The following is a 16,483-nucleotide window of genomic DNA, read 5'->3' as shown; positions in this document are numbered from 1 at the left end:
GTTGCGGACGGTCGCATGCCCCAGCCGTTTGTCATCGACACCCGCGTGATCTGGTGCGTCTACGAGCTAGATCGCTACTTTGACCGGCTGCCCCGCCGTGGTCAGAATGCCATCAAGCGGCAAGCGCAGAATCTTTGGGCCGATCAGAGGGCTGCGTGATGGCGCGACCGAAGCTTGATCCGAAATTCAAGAAGGCCCGCCTTGAGAAGGCGCAGCAGGAAGCTGAGAAGCTCAATAAGAAGCTGACTTCCCACGCCTACAAGTATGCTTATGCGTATGCGACTGAGTCCGGGAAAATCGTTGTCTATTACGAGCCTCCTGGTCAAAGGAAGGTACGGATTCGCGCACCTTTCCCGTCTATTGAATTTGACGCTGAACTTCTCGCCGCAAAACAAGGACGCCCCCTTCAAGCGGCTCCGAGGAAGGCAAATAGACCTGAACCTCGTCAAGCTGCTGTGCCCCATACGTGGCGATGGGCGTGCCAGGATTACTTCGCCAATGACCCCACCTATCGGGAGATGTCGAAGCGGGACAAGCGCAATCGGAGAAATGTCTTGGAGGGTACCTGGGACGAACCTCACGCCAAATATCCTCACTTACGATATGGCGACTGTCCCCTTGCAGATTTCACTGGCGAGTCGGTGCTCATTCTGATGAGGCGGAAGCTGAAGTGGAAGAAGGTGCTCGACGAGATCACCGGGGAAGAACGCGAGATCCAAACTAATTTTTCGGCGGCTAACACCCGGCACAAGTTCATCAGCGCAGTCCTCTCCTATCTGGTGCAGAACCACACGAGCCTCGTTGACGGTCGGAATTTGGCTCGCGACATCAAACCGTTCAAACCCGAGAACGAGGATGGCCACCGAACCCCCAGCTTGGACGAGATCGCAGCCTTCCAACAGGAGTTCAAGCTCGGAACCAAAGAGCGGCTTCTGTTCGACCTCGCCTACTACACGACGCAACGTCGTGCTGATCTACCCCGGCTCGGACGAATGCTCTTGGAGAAGGACCGCTTTGGTGAGGACCGCCTGTCGTTCGTCCAGCATAAGCTTCGGAACAAGAAGCCGGTAACGGCCTACGTGCCGCTGTTTCTGGAGCTTCGCCAGTCCCTAGAGGCGGCTAAAGAGGCAGGCATCCTGGGCGATATGCTCTACCTTGTGCATGACAAAACCGATCCGAGCCAACCGGATCGCCCGTATGTGGAGGGTAGCCTCGGCAACATGATGCAGGACGCGATCAAGAGGCTGATGACGAAGACGGGAATGAAAAAACCGTTTTCCCTTCATGGGCTCCGAAAGGCCGGGGTCTGCCGTTTGATCATGCGTGAGCTTTCTGTCCATCAGATTATGGCCATTACTGGCCACCGGACGCCGAAGGAGATCGACCGATACGGTCGTGACTACATGCGGAGCGTCGCCTCCGAACGAGGTTACCAACGCTATCTCGCGTGGCGGGCTCAGAATGAGGCCGTCATCGAGGCAGATAACGAGTTCGCCGAATGAAAGCAGAAACCGGGTGAAACTGCTCTCACCGACCAAGTGAAGGCCGCCTATGGGCGGCCTTTTTCACATTCTCTGAGACGAACAGAAGCAGCCCAAAGTCCCCCAGGTTTTCACCCCAGGTTTTGATTTCCAACCTTTTCGGGAAGCTAAGTGCTTGAAAAATAAACCATCTGAGAGAAAGATGGTGCCCAGGAGAGGACTCGAACCTCCACGGTGTTACCCGCTGCTACCTGAAAGCAGTGCGTCTACCAATTCCGCCACCTGGGCATGCCTTTCGGCGAGGGTTCGTTTAAGGTGGTTCTGGGGCGGCGTCAATCGCTGAAAACGCTTCCGATGCGCTTTCTTGGCCTCAGGGCCTCTTCACAGGGGAACAGGGTTTGACTAGAGACATTTCAAAATCACGGCCAAGTCCTTGAGGAGGCAGTCCCTTGCGGGTCCTCCCCTGGCCGGTCCGTCCTACGAGGTCAGGAGACTTTCATGATCGGCGCCCTTCGCACGCCTGAGCAGCAAACCGTCGCGGTGTTCGGCGGATCTGGTTTTCTCGGCCGTTATGTGGTGAGCCTGCTGGCCAAGCGCGGCTACCGGGTGCTGGTGGCCACCCGCAACCCCAATCCCACCTACTTCCTGCCCATGGGCAAGGTGGGGCAGGTCTACGCGATCCAGGCAAACCTGCGTTACCCTGAGTCCATCGCTCAAGTTGCGGCGAAGGCGGATCATATCGTCAATCTCGTCGGCATCCTGCAGGAGAACGGCCGCCAAACCTTCGATGCCGTGCAGGCGAAGGCGCCGCGCATGATCGCCGAGGCGGCCAAAAAGGCCGTGTCCTTCGTCCAGGTTTCGGCCATCGGCGCCGATGATCAATCCGAATCGGCCTATGCCCGCTCCAAGGCCGAGGGCGAGGCCGGGCTGCTTCAGGTGCGGCCGGATGCGGTGATCATTCGCCCCTCGCTCATGTTCGGCCCCGGCGACAGCCTGTTCAACCGCTTCGCCTCGCTGGTGCGCCTGCTGCCGGTTCTGCCGCTCGCCGGCGCCGACACGCGCTTCCAGCCGGTCTATGCGGGCAACGTGGCCGAGGCCATCGTGAAGGCCGTCGACGGCGCGGTGGCGACCGGCCGGATTTACGAACTCGGCGGCCCCGAGATCAAGACCCTGCGCGAGCTCGTGGAGTTCACCTGCGAGGTCACGGAGCGCAAGCGCTTGATCGTGCCCCTGCCGAACGCGATGGGCCGCGCTCAGGGCAGCGTCATGGGCACGCTCGACAAGCTCACCCTCGGCCTGTTGCCGGACGAACTCGTCATGACCCGCGATCAGGCGCTGCTGCTCGAGAAGGATAACGTGGTGTCCGAGAGCGCGATTGCCGAGGGCCGCACCCTCGAGGGCTTAGGCATCACGCCCACCACCATCGAGGCCATCGTGCCGTCCTACCTGATCCGCTACCGCAAGACCGGCCAGTTCGACCTGAAGCGCAACGCGGTTCAGACGACGCCGGATCTGCTGGCTCCGCAATCGGGCGGCGCGGAATCGGATTTCCATCCGGAACGGGCTTCAGGCCCGGCCGTAGGACCTTCGTCGAGCCACTAGCATCGTCTCACTTTAATGAGCGCATCATCAGATGCGCTCGGACCGCTGCTCGATGGTGGCTTGATCGTCCCGGCGAAGGGCCGTGCGCTTCGCCCGATCGTGCGTGAGCCGCTTGTGCAGGTGTACCATCAACGCCGCGCCGAAGATCGGCGTGATGAGGTTGAGCACCGGCACCATAACGAGACCTGCCAGGACGGCGCCTGCTGCGAGAATCGTCCCGCGATGCTCCATGCGCAGGCGCACCACATCTTCAGGGGACCAGAACCGGCCGGCGGCGAGCTCGAAATATTCCCGGCTGAGGAGATAGGCGTTGGCGATGAAAAACACGCCGATATTGATGCCGGGGATGAAGAACAGCAGCAGCGCGAACATGTTCACGATGAGCACGAGCCCGGCGAAGCGCAGGCCGTAGAGAATGGCCTTGCCGAAGGGCAATGCCTGGCCCGGCGGGTCGGCGGGATAGCTCCTGCTTTCTACCACCTCGGCCACATCGTCGAGAAAATAGCCCGCGACGATGGCCGAGACCGCCGGCAGCAGATAGGCGAAGGCGATGAAGAGCCCGAAGCCCGCGAGGAAGAATGCGATGCTGTCGAGAAACGGATAGCTCGTGCTCAGGTCATGGGTGGACAGAAACGCGTCGAGCAGCTGCGTCAAAGCAAGCCACACCAGAACCAGCAGCGCCAGGGTCAGGCCGATGGACTTCCACAGGATGCGCCGCAATCCCGGAGAAAACACATCTCGGGCCGCTGCAAAAACCGTCTGGATCAGCATGGTCGTTCGTTCTACCTCCGGTGCCGCCCGACCCCTTGGGACCAGGCGCAGGCTTTACTTATGAACGAACCCTAGCCATGACGAGAGGGTGGAGACAACCTTGCCGCTCGAATCCCCATCACCCTCTCAGGAACCGGATGTCGTGATCGTCGGCGCAGGCAGCGCCGGAATCAGCGCGGCACGGCGGCTCATCGCTGCCGGGTTGTCCGTTGCTGTGATTGAGGCGCGGGACCGCGTGGGCGGGCGCACGGTGACGCGGGCTTTTCGCGGGCACCCTCTCGATCTCGGCGCCCATTGGCTGCATGCAGGACCGATCAATCCGCTCGTGAAGCTCGGGCACCAGCGCGGCGAGCCCCTGCGCCGTGCCCCCACGGACAGGCATTTCTTTGTCGCCGGCAAGCGGGGAAACAAAGCTCAGCGCGCAGCCCTCGACCGGGCCTTCGCGATGGCGGACCGGGCCATGACGCAGGCCGCTCGCGACCGCGAGGACCAGGCCGCCGCCAATGCGCTGCCGGGGATGATGGGGCCGCTGGGGCATCGCGTTGCCGCCATTCATGGCCTCGTATCGGGCCGCCCTCTCGACGAGGTGAGCCTGCACGATTTTCCGAGCATGGAATATGCGGACAATCTCTTCATCGCGGGCGGCCTCGGCGCCTATGTGAAGCGCCTTGGCCTTCACCTGCCGATCAGTCTCAACACCAATGTGCTCGCCATCGACTGGTCGGGGCAGGGCGTGCGTGTTGAAACCTCCGCCGGCACTTTGAAAGCCCGCGCCGTGATCGTCACGACGCCCATGGCGGTTCTACAGGCGGATGGGATCCGTTTCGCGCCCGCCCTGCCGAACGAGATTGCCCAAGCGATCCACGGCTTCACGCAAGGTGTCTACGAGCATGTGATCCTGCATTGGCCCAATTCGCCGTTCGAAGGCGCCGACCGGCTTGCGAGCCTCACGGGATCACGCCACGAGCCGCCGGGCCTGCTTACGCGCATCGACGGCACGCCGTTCCATTTCTTCGAGCTCGATCAACCCCGCGCCGCGAGCTTCGACAGGCGCGACGCCGATGCACCGGCGCGTTTCGCGCGCGAGGTTCTGGCGGAATATTTCGGTTATCGCGCGATCAGAAGCTTGAGCGTGATGCATGCTACCACGTGGCGCAACGATCCCTGGTCGCGTGCATCCTGGGCCGTTGTGCCGCCGGGGCTCGCGTCCATTCGCGACAGCCTGAAGGCGCCGGTGGCAGAGCGGATCTGGTTTGCGGGAGAGGCCTTGTCGCGCGCGCAATGGGGGACGGCAGGCGGTGCGTGGGAAGAGGGCGAGCGCGCGGCAGATGAGATCGTCCGTCAGATCAAGGCAACAGCATAAAAGCTGCTCTCCGGCGATTTTGATCGCGAAACGCAAGTGTGATGCGCCGTCGAGAACGGGCCGAGCTGCTCTCAGTGATGGTCGGAGTCTAATCGTTCCTGCACCCAGGAGATCGCTTCTTCGATCGTCAGGAAGACGGAAGGCCGCGTCGTCATGAGAATGCTGCAGGGGCCAAAGCCAGCCTCAAGGAACCAACCTCCATTTCCGGTTTGGCTCCCGGCATTCTCTTCCGCCGTGACCCTGGCGAGGACGGCGATCAGATCCTTGCCGGAAAAGACAAGCCGGCCTTCATGACTACCGCCGTCGCTCCTTACGGAAACGGATTGCAGGATGATGTCAGGTACGGGCGATCCGGCTGTCATTTAGCGATGCTCATGCTGAAGGCTGAGATAGGTCGATGTGAACTCGCCCACTTCTTCCAACCGTTTCCAGTCGAGAATCGTGAGCGCATCGCCCTGCCACCGGATCAAGCCTTCCTTGCGCAGTTCCTGCAGCACGCGATTCACGTGGACGGTAGAAAGTCCTAAAGTGTCTCCAAGTTCCGCCTGGGTGAGAGGCAGCTGGATCGTGTCGCCCTCGACGCGCCCCACCGCCCGCAGGCGCAGGAACAGCTCGCAGATGAAATGCGCCATCTGCGCGGTCGCGGACAAGCGCCCCATGGTGGTAAGCCACTCGCGGTGGATTGCCCCGTCGATGAGCGTGCTGAGCCAGAGCAGGCGCGTGAGATGCGGATGATCGTCCGTGATCTTTTCCAGCGTCGCATGAGGCACGGCGGCAACCCGGCAGGGCGTGAGCGCCAGCACGCCATGGTCCATGGTCTTCAAAAGGAAGCTGTGCAGATCGACGAAGTCGCCAGCCACATGGATGGCCGTGATCTGCCGCCGTCCATTGGAGAAGATCTTATAACGCGCCGCGAACCCGTCGAGCAGCAGGATACTCTCGTTAGGCCGGTCGCCCTCGCGGACGATGTCCTCATCGGCCTCGACCACCCGTACCCGCGAGATGGCATTTTCGAGCACACGCTTCTCGTCATCCGAGAGTTGGTCGCGTCGTTCAAGCTTGAGGAGAAGTGGATTCGGCATAAAGGCTGTTCAAGGAGTGATGTCAGCCCTTCTGGCCGGACCGTGACCGGTCCCGCACTCACATATGTTATATGATCGGAGCTTCTTTAGCTGGGGTTATTATCCTGGGCCAAAATGCCTCACGGCCACGGACAGGTCGCCGCGCTCCTGAAGACGATCGCAACCGCGCCTTGGGATCAAAGAAGCGGAAAAAAGAGAGATCAAGCGCCTCCTCACGGTCAAGCTCGATGGCGATCCGCGTCTCGTCCATCACAGCATGCTCGGCAGCACCCGGTCCGGCGGCTTGTGACCGTCGATGAAGGCCTTGATGTTGACGATCACCTTTTCGCCCATGGCGACGCGGCCCTCGTGCGTGGCCGAGCCCATATGCGGCAGCAGCACCACCTTGCCCTGCTTGGCGAGGCGCACGAGGCGCGGATTGACCGCCGGTTCCTCCTCGAACACGTCGAGACCCGCGCCCGCGATGGCGCCGGCTTCGATGAGCTTGGTGAGCGCGCCTTCGTCGATGATCTCGCCGCGCGCCGTGTTCACCAGAATCGCATCCGGCTTCATGAGCTTCAGGCGGCGTGCGGAGAGCAGGTGATAGGTGGCGGGCGTGTGCGGGCAATTGACGGACACGATGTCCATGCGAGCCAACATCTGGTCGAGGGATTCCCAGTAGGTCGCCTCCAGTTCCGCCTCGATCTTCGGCGCCACATGGCGACGGTTGTGGTAATGGATCGACAGGCCGAAGGCCCGCGCGCGGCGGGCGAGCGCCTGGCCGATGCGGCCCATGCCGACGATGCCGAGCCGCTTGCCGGTGATGCGCCGGCCGAGCATCCAGGTCGGCGACCAGCCGGACCACTCGTTGTCCGGGATCACGCGCGCGCCTTCCGTGATGCGGCGAGCGACCGCCAGGATCAGCGCCATGGTCATGTCCGCCGTATCCTCGGTGAGCACGCCGGGCGTGTTGGTGACCGTGATGCCTCGTGCCACTGCGGCCTGCACGTCGATGTTGTCGACGCCGTTGCCGAAATTGGCGATGAGCTTGAGCCCGACTGCTGCCTGCTCCAAGAGGGCTGCGTCGATCTCGTCGGTGATGGTGGGCACGAGCACATCCGCCACGCGCACCGCCTCGGTCAGCTCCTCGCGGGAGAGGGGCTTGTCCTCGAGGTTGAGGCGGGTGTCGAACAGCTCGCGCAGACGGGTCTCGACCACGTCGGGCAGGCGGCGGGTGACGACGACGACAGGTCTTTTCTTCATCGGTTCAGCGTTCCCCGCACTCGAATCTTCTAGGATCTTAGGGAGTTTTCACGCTCCTTTAACCCTCTTCCGGCGACTAAAGGTGACGAGCCGCCGCGTGGCGGTCTCGGTCAAGCTTATCTACCAGAGGCTTGTGCAGACACAAAGTCGCCGAGAGGGATACCATGCGCAAGATCGCCGTTGCCATTGCCGTTCTGATTTTGAGCGGGATGTCGGCCGCCGCGCAGCAGCAGCCGCCCGGCGGACGCCTGGGCACGGGCCTGCCGGTGCCCCGCTATGTGAGCCTCAAGACCGACCGCGTGAACCTGCGCGAAGGCCCCTCCAAGGACCACCGCACCGCCTGGGTGTTCCAGCGTGCGGGCCTGCCCGTCGAAATCATCGCCGAATACGAGACTTGGCGGCGCATCCGCGATTCGGAAGGCACGGAGGGCTGGGTGCTGCACTCACTCCTGTCCGGCCGGCGCACCGCGCTCGTGATGCCCTGGGTGAAAACCGGCGAGACGATCAATCTTCTCGACCGCGCCGATGAGAAAGGCAGCACCGTCGCGCATCTGCAGCCGGGCGTCATCGCCAACGTGAAAGGCTGTGACGGCAAATGGTGCCGGGTTTCGATCAGCATGGACGGCGCGCGCGATATCGACGGCTATGTCCAGCAGGTGAAGCTGTGGGGCGTCTATCCCAACGAGAGCGTCGAGTAAGGAATAGAAGCTTTATCGGGACGTAGAATTTTTCCGATTTGGCAAGGAATGCGGATTAGTAACAGGGTATCACCAATGAACCTTTGGGATTCCATGTCCATCAACCTGACCTTCAAGCTTCTCCCGATCCTCGCCCTCATTCTCGGCATCGCCTCCATCGTGGCATCGCGATTCCTCAACGTCTATGTGGCGATCTTCCTGATCGTGTACGCCCTCGTAGGCTTTGGGCTGCTGCGCGGCTGACGTTTCAGGCGGCGCGACGAAACAGGCGCTGGCCGAAGATGTTCAGTGCCAACCCCACCACGATCACCGCGCCGCCGATCGCCTCGATAGGGTGCATCGCCTCCCCCAGCACGATCACGGACCCGAGAATGCCTGCGACCGGTACAAGCAGAGCATAGGGCGTGACGGTCGCCGCCGGATGGCGCGACAGCAAATAGGCCCAGATGCCGAAGGCGAGGATCGTTGTCGGATAGGCGAGGTAGGCCACCGCGCCCCAGGTGCCCAGGCTCATATTCGTGAGCGCGGAAGCGACCTCGGCGGGACCGTCGAGCCAGAGGGATAGGACCAACAGTGGCAGGGGTGAGACGAGACTCGCCCAAACGATGTAGCTCAAGGTGTCTACACGGCCTGCACGCTTGGACACGATATTCGCCACACCCCAGGAGGCTGCCGCCGCCACCGTCATGAGGAAGGGAACCGCCCCGCTCCCGGCGAGGCGCGGTACGGCGATGATCACGAGGCCGAGAAACCCGATCCCGCCACCGATGATCTGATGAAAGCCGGGCCGCTCGCTCATGACCAGCGCCGCGAACAGGATCGTGAAGAAGACCTGCGCCTGCATGACCAGGGAGGCGAGGCTTGCGGGCATGCCGATGGCGAGCGCCGTGAAGAGAAGGCCGAACTGCCCGACGCCGAGGAAGAAGCCGTAGGCCACCACATTTCGCCAGGGCGCCTTCGGGCGCGGCACGAAGAAGACGGCGGGCAGCGCTGCGAAGAGGAACCGGAGGGCGCAGAGCAGCAGGGGCGGCATGGTGCCGAGCCCCAGCTTCATCACGACGAAGCTCAAGCCCCAGATGAAGGCGACCAGGATGGCAGCGAGACTGTGGCTGAGCGGCATGATTCGAGGCGGGATCGCCGCCCGTTGAGAGGATTATGAGGTTTTAGGCCGTCTTGCGGCGCAGGCGCACGATCACCTCGACACCGGCCACTTCCATGCCGTCCGGCGCCTCGGGCAGATCCGTGACGCTGACACCGGTGAGCGGCATGTCCACGAGTTCACCCTCGTCTTCGAGGAAGAAATGGTGGTGCTCGGTGGGGTTCGTGTCGAAATAGGCCTTGGACCCGTCCACCGCGAGCTGGCGCAGGAGGCCGGCCTCCGTGAATTGGTGCAGGGTGTTGTAGACAGTCGCCAGCGACACCGGAACGCGGGCGCGGGACGCCTCGTCGAATAGCATTTCGGCGGTGATATGTCGGTCGCCCTTGCCGAACAGCAGCCAGCCGAGGGAGACGCGCTGCCTCGTCGGACGCAGGCCCACGCGGCGCAGCTTGTCCCGCAGTTCGGACAGGGGACATCCCCGTCTGGACGGAGAGGTCGCGGTGGACTCGATATAGGCGGACAGAGGATCGGTCATCATCGGAACTGATTGCAGGAATGAGCGCTTCTATCACTACCATCATAGGAAAGCGAGGGTTTTGCTGCAAGGCTCGTGCCAGCTCTCAAGGGGATGCTCTTAAGGGCGGCGGCGCAAGGATTTCAGGGGCAAGGCTTAGACTAAGCCCCGGCAAAAGATTTCGGCTGATAGGATCGACTCCGAGGTTCAGGTCCCTTTGATGGATGGCCAAGCCTGTGCTACCAGAGCCTCCATCCCGGGCCTCGGAACCGTTTTCGAGGCCGCCCTTAAAGACCAACGAAAGGATCGGCACCCGGCATGGCCCGCCAGTCCAGCTTTAATTATGAAGAGCTCCTCGCCTGCGGACGCGGAGAATTGTTCGGCTCCGGCAACGCCCAGCTGCCCTTGCCGCCCATGCTGATGTTCGACCGCATCACCTCTATTGCTGAGGACGGCGGCGCCTACGGCAAGGGCCATGTACTGGCCGAGCTCGACGTGCGGCCGGACCTCTGGTTCTTCCCCTGCCATTTCCACGGCGATCCCGTCATGCCGGGTTGCCTGGGTCTCGATGCCCTGTGGCAGCTCACCGGCTTCTTCTTAGGCTGGGGCGGTTCCCCGGGCCGTGGCCGTGCGCTCGGCGTCGGCGAGGTGAAGTTCTCCGATCAGGTGCTGCCCACCGTGAAGAAAGTGGTCTACGGCGTGGATTTCAAGCGCGTGTTCCGCTCCAAGCTGGTGCTCGGCATCGCCGACGGCTGGCTCGAAGCCGACGGACGCCGCATCTATGAGACCAAGGATATGCGGGTTGGCCTGTTCCAGGCAGAGACCCCGGTCGGCGGCTAATATCTGCGATTAAGACCTTTTCGGCGCTGCCCCAACGTCAGCGCCGAACCATCCATCCTATTGACAAACCGTGATCTTTTCGAAAAACCGACCCTGCCGCTCGGCGGCGAGGCCAGGAATTTGAAGGATCGTTCTTGATCCATTTGCCAGGCTTAGGTTGAGAATGGACAAGGCAGACCTTACGTGTTGAAAACGATAAGGCTGGCACAGAAGTCCGATGAAGAGGTTAGGCTATGAGGCGCGTCGTCGTCACCGGAATGGGCATCGTTTCGTCCATCGGCAACAACACCCAGGAGGTGCTGGCCTCTCTGCGTGAAGCGAAGTCCGGCATCGCTAAGGCCGATGATTACGAAAAGTACGGCTTCCGCTGCCAGGTGCACGGGTCGCCGCAGATCGACGTGGAAGCCCTCGTCGACCGCCGCGCCATGCGCTTCCACGGCAAGGGCACGGCCTGGAACCACGTGGCCATGGACCAGGCGATCCGCGATGCAGGCCTGGAAGAAGGCGATGTCTCCAACGAGCGCACCGGCATCATCATGGGTTCGGGCGGTCCCTCCACCCGCACCCTCATCGATGCCGCCGACATCACCCGCGACAAGGGCCCCAAGCGCATCGGCCCCTTCGCCGTGCCGAAGGCCATGTCCTCCACGGCTTCCGCGACCCTTGCCACCTGGTTCAAGATCAAGGGCGTGAACTATTCCATCTCGTCCGCCTGCGCGACCTCCAACCATTGCGTCGGCAACGCCTACGAGATGATCCAGTACGGCAAGCAAGACGTGATGTTCGCCGGCGGCTGCGAGGATCTGGACTGGTCCCTGTCGAACCTCTTCGACGCCATGGGCGCCATGTCCACCAAGTACAACGACACCCCGTCCCGGGCCTCTCGCGCCTATGACGTGAACCGCGACGGGTTCGTGATCGCCGGCGGCGCGGGCGTCCTCGTTCTTGAAGAGCTCGAACACGCCAAGGCGCGCGGCGCCAAGATCTATGGCGAGATCGTCGGCTACGGCATGACCTCGGACGGCTACGACATGGTGGCCCCCTCGGGCGAAGGTGCGATCCGCTGCATGCGCATGGCGCTCAGGGACGTGAACAGCCCGATCGATTACATCAACCCGCACGCCACCTCGACCCCCGTGGGCGACCAGAAGGAGATCGAGGCGATCCGCGAGGTGTTCGGCTCCGGCGAGAAGTGCCCGCCGATCTCCGCGACGAAATCGCTCACCGGTCACTCGCTGGGCGCTACCGGTGTGCAGGAGGCGATCTATTCGCTGCTGATGATGCAGAACGGTTTCATCTGCGAGAGCGCCCATATCGAAGAGATCGATCCTGCCTTCGCCGACATGAACATCGTTCGCAAGCGCATCGACAACGCCAAGCTCGACACGGTTCTGTCGAACTCGTTCGGCTTCGGCGGCACCAATGCCACACTCGTCTTCAGCCGTTACAACGGGTAAGACGTCATAAACCTGAGACGACGCCATGCGATGTCCCGATCCAAGGGGGACTTCGCATGGACACGCTCATTGAAATCAAGACCAAGGCTCCGGATGCACGGTTTGCTAACCATCGGCATCCCAACATAGAGCCTGTGCATAGGGGGGCCCACATGAGCGGTCTGATGCAAGGAAAGCGCGGCCTCATCATGGGCGTCGCGAACGATCACTCCATTGCCTGGGGCATCGCCAAGGCCCTGGCGCAGCACGGCGCGGAACTCGCCTTCACCTATCAGGGCGAGGCGCTCGGCAAGCGCGTGGCCCCGCTGGCGCAGTCGCTGGGCTCCGACCTCGTGATCCCCTGCGACGTGGAGGACCTCGCCTCCGTGGACGCCGCTTTCGATGCCCTCGACAAGCGTTGGGAATCTCTGGACTTTGTTGTTCACGCCATCGGCTTCTCCGACAAGTCGCAGCTGAAGGGCTCCTACACGGACGTCACGACGCGCGAGAACTTCTCGCGGACCATGGTAATCTCCTGCTTCTCCTTCACGGAAATCGCGCAGCGCGCGGCCAAGCGCATGAAGAACGGCGGCTCGCTTCTCACCCTCACCTATGGCGGCTCCACCCGCGTGATGCCGAACTACAACGTGATGGGCGTGGCCAAGGCCGCGCTCGAGGCCTCCGTCCGCTACATCGCGAACGATCTCGGCCCGTCGGGCATCCGCTGCAACGCCATCTCGGCAGGCCCGGTGCGGACGCTCGCCGGCGCCGGCATCGCCGATGCGCGCCTGATGTTCACCTACCAGAAGGCTCATTCGCCGCTTCGCCAAAACATCACCATCGAGGATGTAGGCGGTGCAGCCCTCTACATGTTGTCCGACCTGTCGAGCGGCGTGACCGGCGAGATCCATTACGTGGATGCCGGCTACAACGTCATCTCCATGCCGCGCCCCGAGGTGCTCAAAGCCCAGGACGCCGCCGGTGTGACGGGCGAAGAGGGTTAAGCCCTCAATTCATCCTGAATGCTCTTCTCAAATGCCGCCTGTTTTCGCAGGCGGCATTTTTGTTGGCTGCGGGAGTCTGAGCAACGGCAAGGAAAAGCCTAAAAGGGAMCAACGCCAGTTGGGCCGGGTTCATGAGGGACACTTATTCATCCCTTTCATCCCGGAGATTGCCCCATGGCCGAAGCTCAGCGTCCTCTTGCGATCGTGACAGGTGCCTCGACGGGGATCGGTTATGAATTGGCCAAATGCTGCGCCGAGAACGGCTTCGATCTCGTCGTGGCGGCCGATGAGCCAAAGATCAACGAGGCGGCCGCGGATTTCCGCAAGCTGGGCGCGAAGGTCGAAGCCGTCGAGGCTGATCTGGCCACCATCGAGGGCGTCGACAAGCTCCATGCGGCCACAGTGGCGCTGAACAGGCCGGTCGAGGCGCTTCTCGCCAATGCGGGACGGGGCCTCGGAAAGGGCTTTCTCGATCAGGATTTCAACGAGGTCCGCGACGTGATCGACACCAACATCACCGGTACGCTCTACCTGATCCAGAAAGTCGGCCGCGACATGCGTGCCCGCAATTCCGGGCGCATTCTGATCACCGGATCGATCGCGGGCTTCATGCCGGGCAGTTTCCAGGCGGTCTATAACGGCAGCAAGGCGTTTCTAGATTCCTTCTCGTTCGCCCTGCGCAACGAGTTGAAAGGCACCGAGATCACCGTCACCTGCCTGATGCCCGGTGCAACCGAAACAGAGTTCTTTGAGCGCGCCGACATGCTGGATACCAAAGTGGGCCAATCCGAAAAGGACGATCCTGCCGATGTCGCCAAGACCGGGTTCGACGCCATGATGAAAGGCGAGGGCGACGTGGTGACCGGCTGGAAGAACAAGGTTCAGACGGCCATTGCTTCGGTGACGCCGGCGGGCATCCTTGCCGAACAGCACCGCAAGATGGCCGAACCGGGTTCAGGCAAGAAGTAGTCTTCAGAGGAACGGCGAAAAGCGATGCGGCCATCGAGCGTCAGATGCTCGATGGCCGTTCTTAACGCTTGCGAAACCCTGTTTTCACAAGTGCATGAACAAGCAAAGCGGAGCCTTGCTCCCGACACGATCAGGCTCCACCACAGACGTTCGTTCATGTGAGTTATTGTCCGATGATCCTGTCCCGCCGCACATTTCTTGCCGGCCTTGCCCTGTCCGGCGCGAGCGTTTCCGCCTTCGCCCAATCCGCGCCCGAACCTCAGATGGTGCCGGTGGAACTGGTGGAAGACACGTTGAGCCTGTCCTCGGCCGTGCGACTCGGTCATGCCCATGGCGATGCGATCATGGTCGAGTATTTCGATTACAATTGCCCCTGGTGCAAACGCTCCGCGCAGGATCTTCCCAATCTGCTGAAGGCCGAGCCGGAGCTGACCTACGTGCTCATCAATTTCGCCGTGCTCAGCCCGCAATCCGTGGCGGCGACGAAGGCGGCTTTGGCTTACTTCCAACTCTATGGACCCGAGCGCTACCTGCCCCTGCATCTCGCCCTGTTCAATCTCCACGGCACGGTGGACGGCGAGCGGGCTCTTCAGGAGGCAGAACGCCTCGGCGGCGACCGCAAGCAGCTGACGCAAATCGCCGATGCCGAGAAGACCACCCAGTGGATGACCGAGGCCTTCAGGGCTGGAAGCGCGCTGGGCCTCACCGCAACACCGTCATTCCTGGTGGGCACCGACGCTTATATCGGCGGCATGCGCCTGGCTGCAAAACGCGAGGCGATTGCAAAGGCGCGGGGCTAAACCACCGGACCCCTTAGACATTTCCCACGGAAGGGTTTAAGCGCGGCATCACATATGTCGCTTATCCGCTCATCCCTTCTGGTCGGCCTCGGCTCCGCCGCCTCGCGCGTTCTCGGCTTCGTCCGGGACATCCTTTTCGCGCAGGCGCTGGGCGCAGGCCCCGTGGCGGATGCGTTTCTGGCGGCCTTCCGCCTGCCAAACCTCGTGCGGCGGATCGTCGGCGAGGGCGGGCTCAATCCTGTTCTCGTTCCGCATCTGAGCCAATTGGAGCCGCATGACGCGTCGCGCCTTGCGGGCGATGTGATGAGCGGTTTCGCGCTGGCGCTTCTCGGGCTCACGGCCATCGTCGAAATCGCTGCCGGCGCGCTGGCGCTGCTGCTTGCGCCGGGACTGCACGATGACGGGCAGACGCTTGCCCTCGTCGCGCTCTACACCCGCCTGTCCTTTCCCATCGTGCTCTGCGTGACGCTCGCCTCCATCGCGGCGGCGATCCTCAACATGCGCGGCCGGTTCGCCGCGACGGCGCTTGCACCGCTCGCCGTGAATGGCGGACTGATCTTGGCGCTTGTGGTGCTTGAAACCGTCTCCTTTCCGATCGCAACGAAGGCCGCATGGCTTGCGGGAGCATCGAGCGTTGCGGGATTCATCCAGCTCGTTCTCGTGTTCCTCGCAGTACGAGGAAGCGATGCGATCCGTTTTCGTATTCCGCGCTGGTCCTCCACGCTGAAAAGCCTGCTGCTCGCGGGCTTTCCGGCGCTTGTTGCGAGCGGCGCCGTGCAGTTGTTCGTGCTCGCCGGCACGCAGGTCGCCTCGTTCTGGCCCTCAGCCATTTCCTGGCTCTATTACGCGGAACGCGTGATGCAACTGCCCCTCGGTTTGATCGCGGCACTCGGCGCGAGCGTGCTGCTGCCGGAACTCGCCCGCCGTCATCGGGGCGGAGAAACCGCCGCCATCGTTGAGGCGCAGCACCATGCGCTGGAAGTGGCGCTGCTGCTGGCCCTGCCCGCAAGCGCTGCCCTCGCGATCCTGGCTTTTCCGATCACGGTCGTTCTCTTCGAGCGCGGCGCGTTTCTGTCCTCGGATGCGGAAGGCACTGCATGGGTGCTGGGTGCGTTGAGCCTCGGGCTTCCCTTTGCGACCCTCGGCAAGGTGCTGAGCCAGACGCTGTTCGCGCGCGGCGCCTTGCGTCAGACGCTCGCTGCTGCGCTCCTCGGCATCGTCGTCACCCTCGCCGGGTCCTTCGGCCTTGCATCGCGTTGGGGCGCGACCGGCATCGCGCTCGGCATCTCCTTAGGCTGCGTGACGCATGCGGTCGCCATGATCTGGCCGCTGGCGCAATTCGGCCTGTGGCAGCCGGATCGCCGGTTTACCGGCCGCTTGCTTCGCATCCTGGCCTCGACAGTCATCATGAGTTTCGGTCTTGTCGTCGCTCAGCATCTCTTCGACCCGGCGGGCGCAATCGCTCTGGTGGCGTTCTGCGTCGGCGGCCTTGCGCTTTATGCCGTTGCTGCCTGGCTGACCGGGGCGCTTACCCGCGACGACTGGGCGAGCTTCGCTTAAACCCCTTGCATCGTGGCGAGGC

17 protein-coding genes and 1 tRNA gene are annotated in these 16,483 nt (G+C 62.5%); 11 read left to right on the top strand and 7 right to left on the bottom strand.

From position 1 onward, the window contains the following. Nucleotides 1-158: 158 nt before the first annotated feature. On the top strand, nt 159-1,502 hold the full coding sequence (locus ACXJKO_RS15490) for a tyrosine-type recombinase/integrase (protein ID WP_457091983.1): 1,344 nt from the start codon (nt 159-161) through the stop codon (nt 1,500-1,502). A 182-nt stretch (nt 1,503-1,684) separates the two neighbouring features. Here ACXJKO_RS15490 and ACXJKO_RS15485 read toward each other — a convergent pair. Then, a tRNA-Leu gene (locus ACXJKO_RS15485) sits at nt 1,685-1,769 on the bottom strand. A 210-nt stretch (nt 1,770-1,979) separates the two neighbouring features. On the opposite strand from ACXJKO_RS15485, the gene ACXJKO_RS15480 reads away from it, so the two are divergent. Beyond that, nucleotides 1,980-3,083 carry a complex I NDUFA9 subunit family protein gene (locus ACXJKO_RS15480; RefSeq protein WP_457091982.1) on the top strand — a complete coding sequence of 368 codons (1,104 nt, stop codon included), beginning with the start codon at nt 1,980-1,982 and terminating at the stop codon, nt 3,081-3,083. Between the two features lie 27 nt (nt 3,084-3,110). Here ACXJKO_RS15480 and ACXJKO_RS15475 read toward each other — a convergent pair whose 3' ends face one another. Beyond that, entirely contained in the window at nt 3,111-3,854 is a 744-nt protein-coding gene (locus ACXJKO_RS15475) for a sulfate transporter family protein (RefSeq protein ID WP_457091981.1), read from the bottom strand. A gap of 100 nt (nt 3,855-3,954) precedes the next feature. Between ACXJKO_RS15475 and ACXJKO_RS15470 the strand changes: the two genes are divergently transcribed. Further along, nucleotides 3,955-5,217 carry a flavin monoamine oxidase family protein gene (locus tag ACXJKO_RS15470; RefSeq protein WP_457091980.1) on the top strand — a complete coding sequence of 421 codons (1,263 nt, stop codon included), beginning with the start codon at nt 3,955-3,957 and terminating at the stop codon, nt 5,215-5,217. Nucleotides 5,218-5,288: 71 nt separating this feature from the next. Here ACXJKO_RS15470 and ACXJKO_RS15465 read toward each other — a convergent pair whose 3' ends face one another. The 3 genes from ACXJKO_RS15465 to ACXJKO_RS15455 form a co-directional block, all read right to left on the bottom strand. After that, nucleotides 5,289-5,579, bottom strand: coding sequence for a hypothetical protein (locus ACXJKO_RS15465; RefSeq protein WP_457091979.1), 291 nt, complete (start codon nt 5,577-5,579; stop codon nt 5,289-5,291). Continuing rightward, entirely contained in the window at nt 5,580-6,299 is a 720-nt protein-coding gene (locus ACXJKO_RS15460; protein WP_457091978.1) for a Crp/Fnr family transcriptional regulator, read from the bottom strand. Nucleotides 6,300-6,548: 249 nt separating this feature from the next. After that, nucleotides 6,549-7,541: a 2-hydroxyacid dehydrogenase gene (locus ACXJKO_RS15455; protein WP_457091977.1), complete on the bottom strand. Its 993-nt coding sequence runs from the start codon at nt 7,539-7,541 to the stop codon at nt 6,549-6,551. 164 nt (nt 7,542-7,705) lie between these two features. Here ACXJKO_RS15455 and ACXJKO_RS15450 point away from each other — a divergent pair, with 164 nt between their 5' ends. Beyond that, nucleotides 7,706-8,239 (top strand): SH3 domain-containing protein, encoded by a 534-nt coding sequence (locus ACXJKO_RS15450; protein WP_457091976.1) that lies wholly within the window; start codon nt 7,706-7,708, stop codon nt 8,237-8,239. Nucleotides 8,240-8,314: 75 nt separating this feature from the next. After that, on the top strand, nt 8,315-8,482 hold the full coding sequence (locus tag ACXJKO_RS15445) for a DUF3096 domain-containing protein (protein ID WP_457091975.1): 168 nt from the start codon (nt 8,315-8,317) through the stop codon (nt 8,480-8,482). Between the two features lie 4 nt (nt 8,483-8,486). Here the strand turns inward: ACXJKO_RS15445 and ACXJKO_RS15440 are convergent, their stop codons facing one another. Further along, the gene (locus tag ACXJKO_RS15440; RefSeq protein WP_457091974.1) at nt 8,487-9,359 is read right to left on the bottom strand and encodes an EamA family transporter; all 873 of its coding nucleotides are present in this window, start codon (nt 9,357-9,359) and stop codon (nt 8,487-8,489) included. 43 nt (nt 9,360-9,402) lie between these two features. Beyond that, on the bottom strand, nt 9,403-9,873 hold the full coding sequence (irr, locus tag ACXJKO_RS15435; RefSeq protein ID WP_457091973.1) for a Fur family transcriptional regulator Irr: 471 nt from the start codon (nt 9,871-9,873) through the stop codon (nt 9,403-9,405). Nucleotides 9,874-10,170: 297 nt separating this feature from the next. Here irr and fabA point away from each other — a divergent pair, with 297 nt between their 5' ends. The 6 genes from fabA (at nt 10,171) to murJ (ending at nt 16,461) form a co-directional block, all read left to right on the top strand. Continuing rightward, entirely contained in the window at nt 10,171-10,692 is a 522-nt protein-coding gene (gene fabA, locus ACXJKO_RS15430; protein ID WP_457091972.1) for a 3-hydroxyacyl-[acyl-carrier-protein] dehydratase FabA, read from the top strand. Nucleotides 10,693-10,925: 233 nt separating this feature from the next. Further along, nucleotides 10,926-12,149 (top strand): beta-ketoacyl-ACP synthase I, encoded by a 1,224-nt coding sequence (gene fabB / locus ACXJKO_RS15425; protein ID WP_457091971.1) that lies wholly within the window; start codon nt 10,926-10,928, stop codon nt 12,147-12,149. A gap of 152 nt (nt 12,150-12,301) precedes the next feature. Beyond that, a complete protein-coding gene (gene fabI / locus ACXJKO_RS15420; protein WP_457091970.1) occupies nt 12,302-13,132 on the top strand; it encodes an enoyl-ACP reductase FabI in 831 nt (276 codons plus the stop codon). A 174-nt stretch (nt 13,133-13,306) separates the two neighbouring features. Then, entirely contained in the window at nt 13,307-14,101 is a 795-nt protein-coding gene (locus ACXJKO_RS15415) for an SDR family NAD(P)-dependent oxidoreductase (protein ID WP_457091969.1), read from the top strand. 173 nt (nt 14,102-14,274) lie between these two features. Then, nucleotides 14,275-14,901 carry a DsbA family protein gene (locus tag ACXJKO_RS15410; protein WP_457091968.1) on the top strand — a complete coding sequence of 209 codons (627 nt, stop codon included), beginning with the start codon at nt 14,275-14,277 and terminating at the stop codon, nt 14,899-14,901. Between the two features lie 54 nt (nt 14,902-14,955). Further along, nucleotides 14,956-16,461 carry a murein biosynthesis integral membrane protein MurJ gene (gene murJ, locus ACXJKO_RS15405; RefSeq protein ID WP_457091967.1) on the top strand — a complete coding sequence of 502 codons (1,506 nt, stop codon included), beginning with the start codon at nt 14,956-14,958 and terminating at the stop codon, nt 16,459-16,461. Nucleotides 16,462-16,483 lie beyond the last annotated feature (22 nt).

The organism is Microvirga sp. P5_D2, from assembly GCF_054049475.1.
The sequence above is the reverse complement of the archived record's forward strand: the minus strand, read 5'-3'. Positions and strand labels throughout refer to the sequence as shown.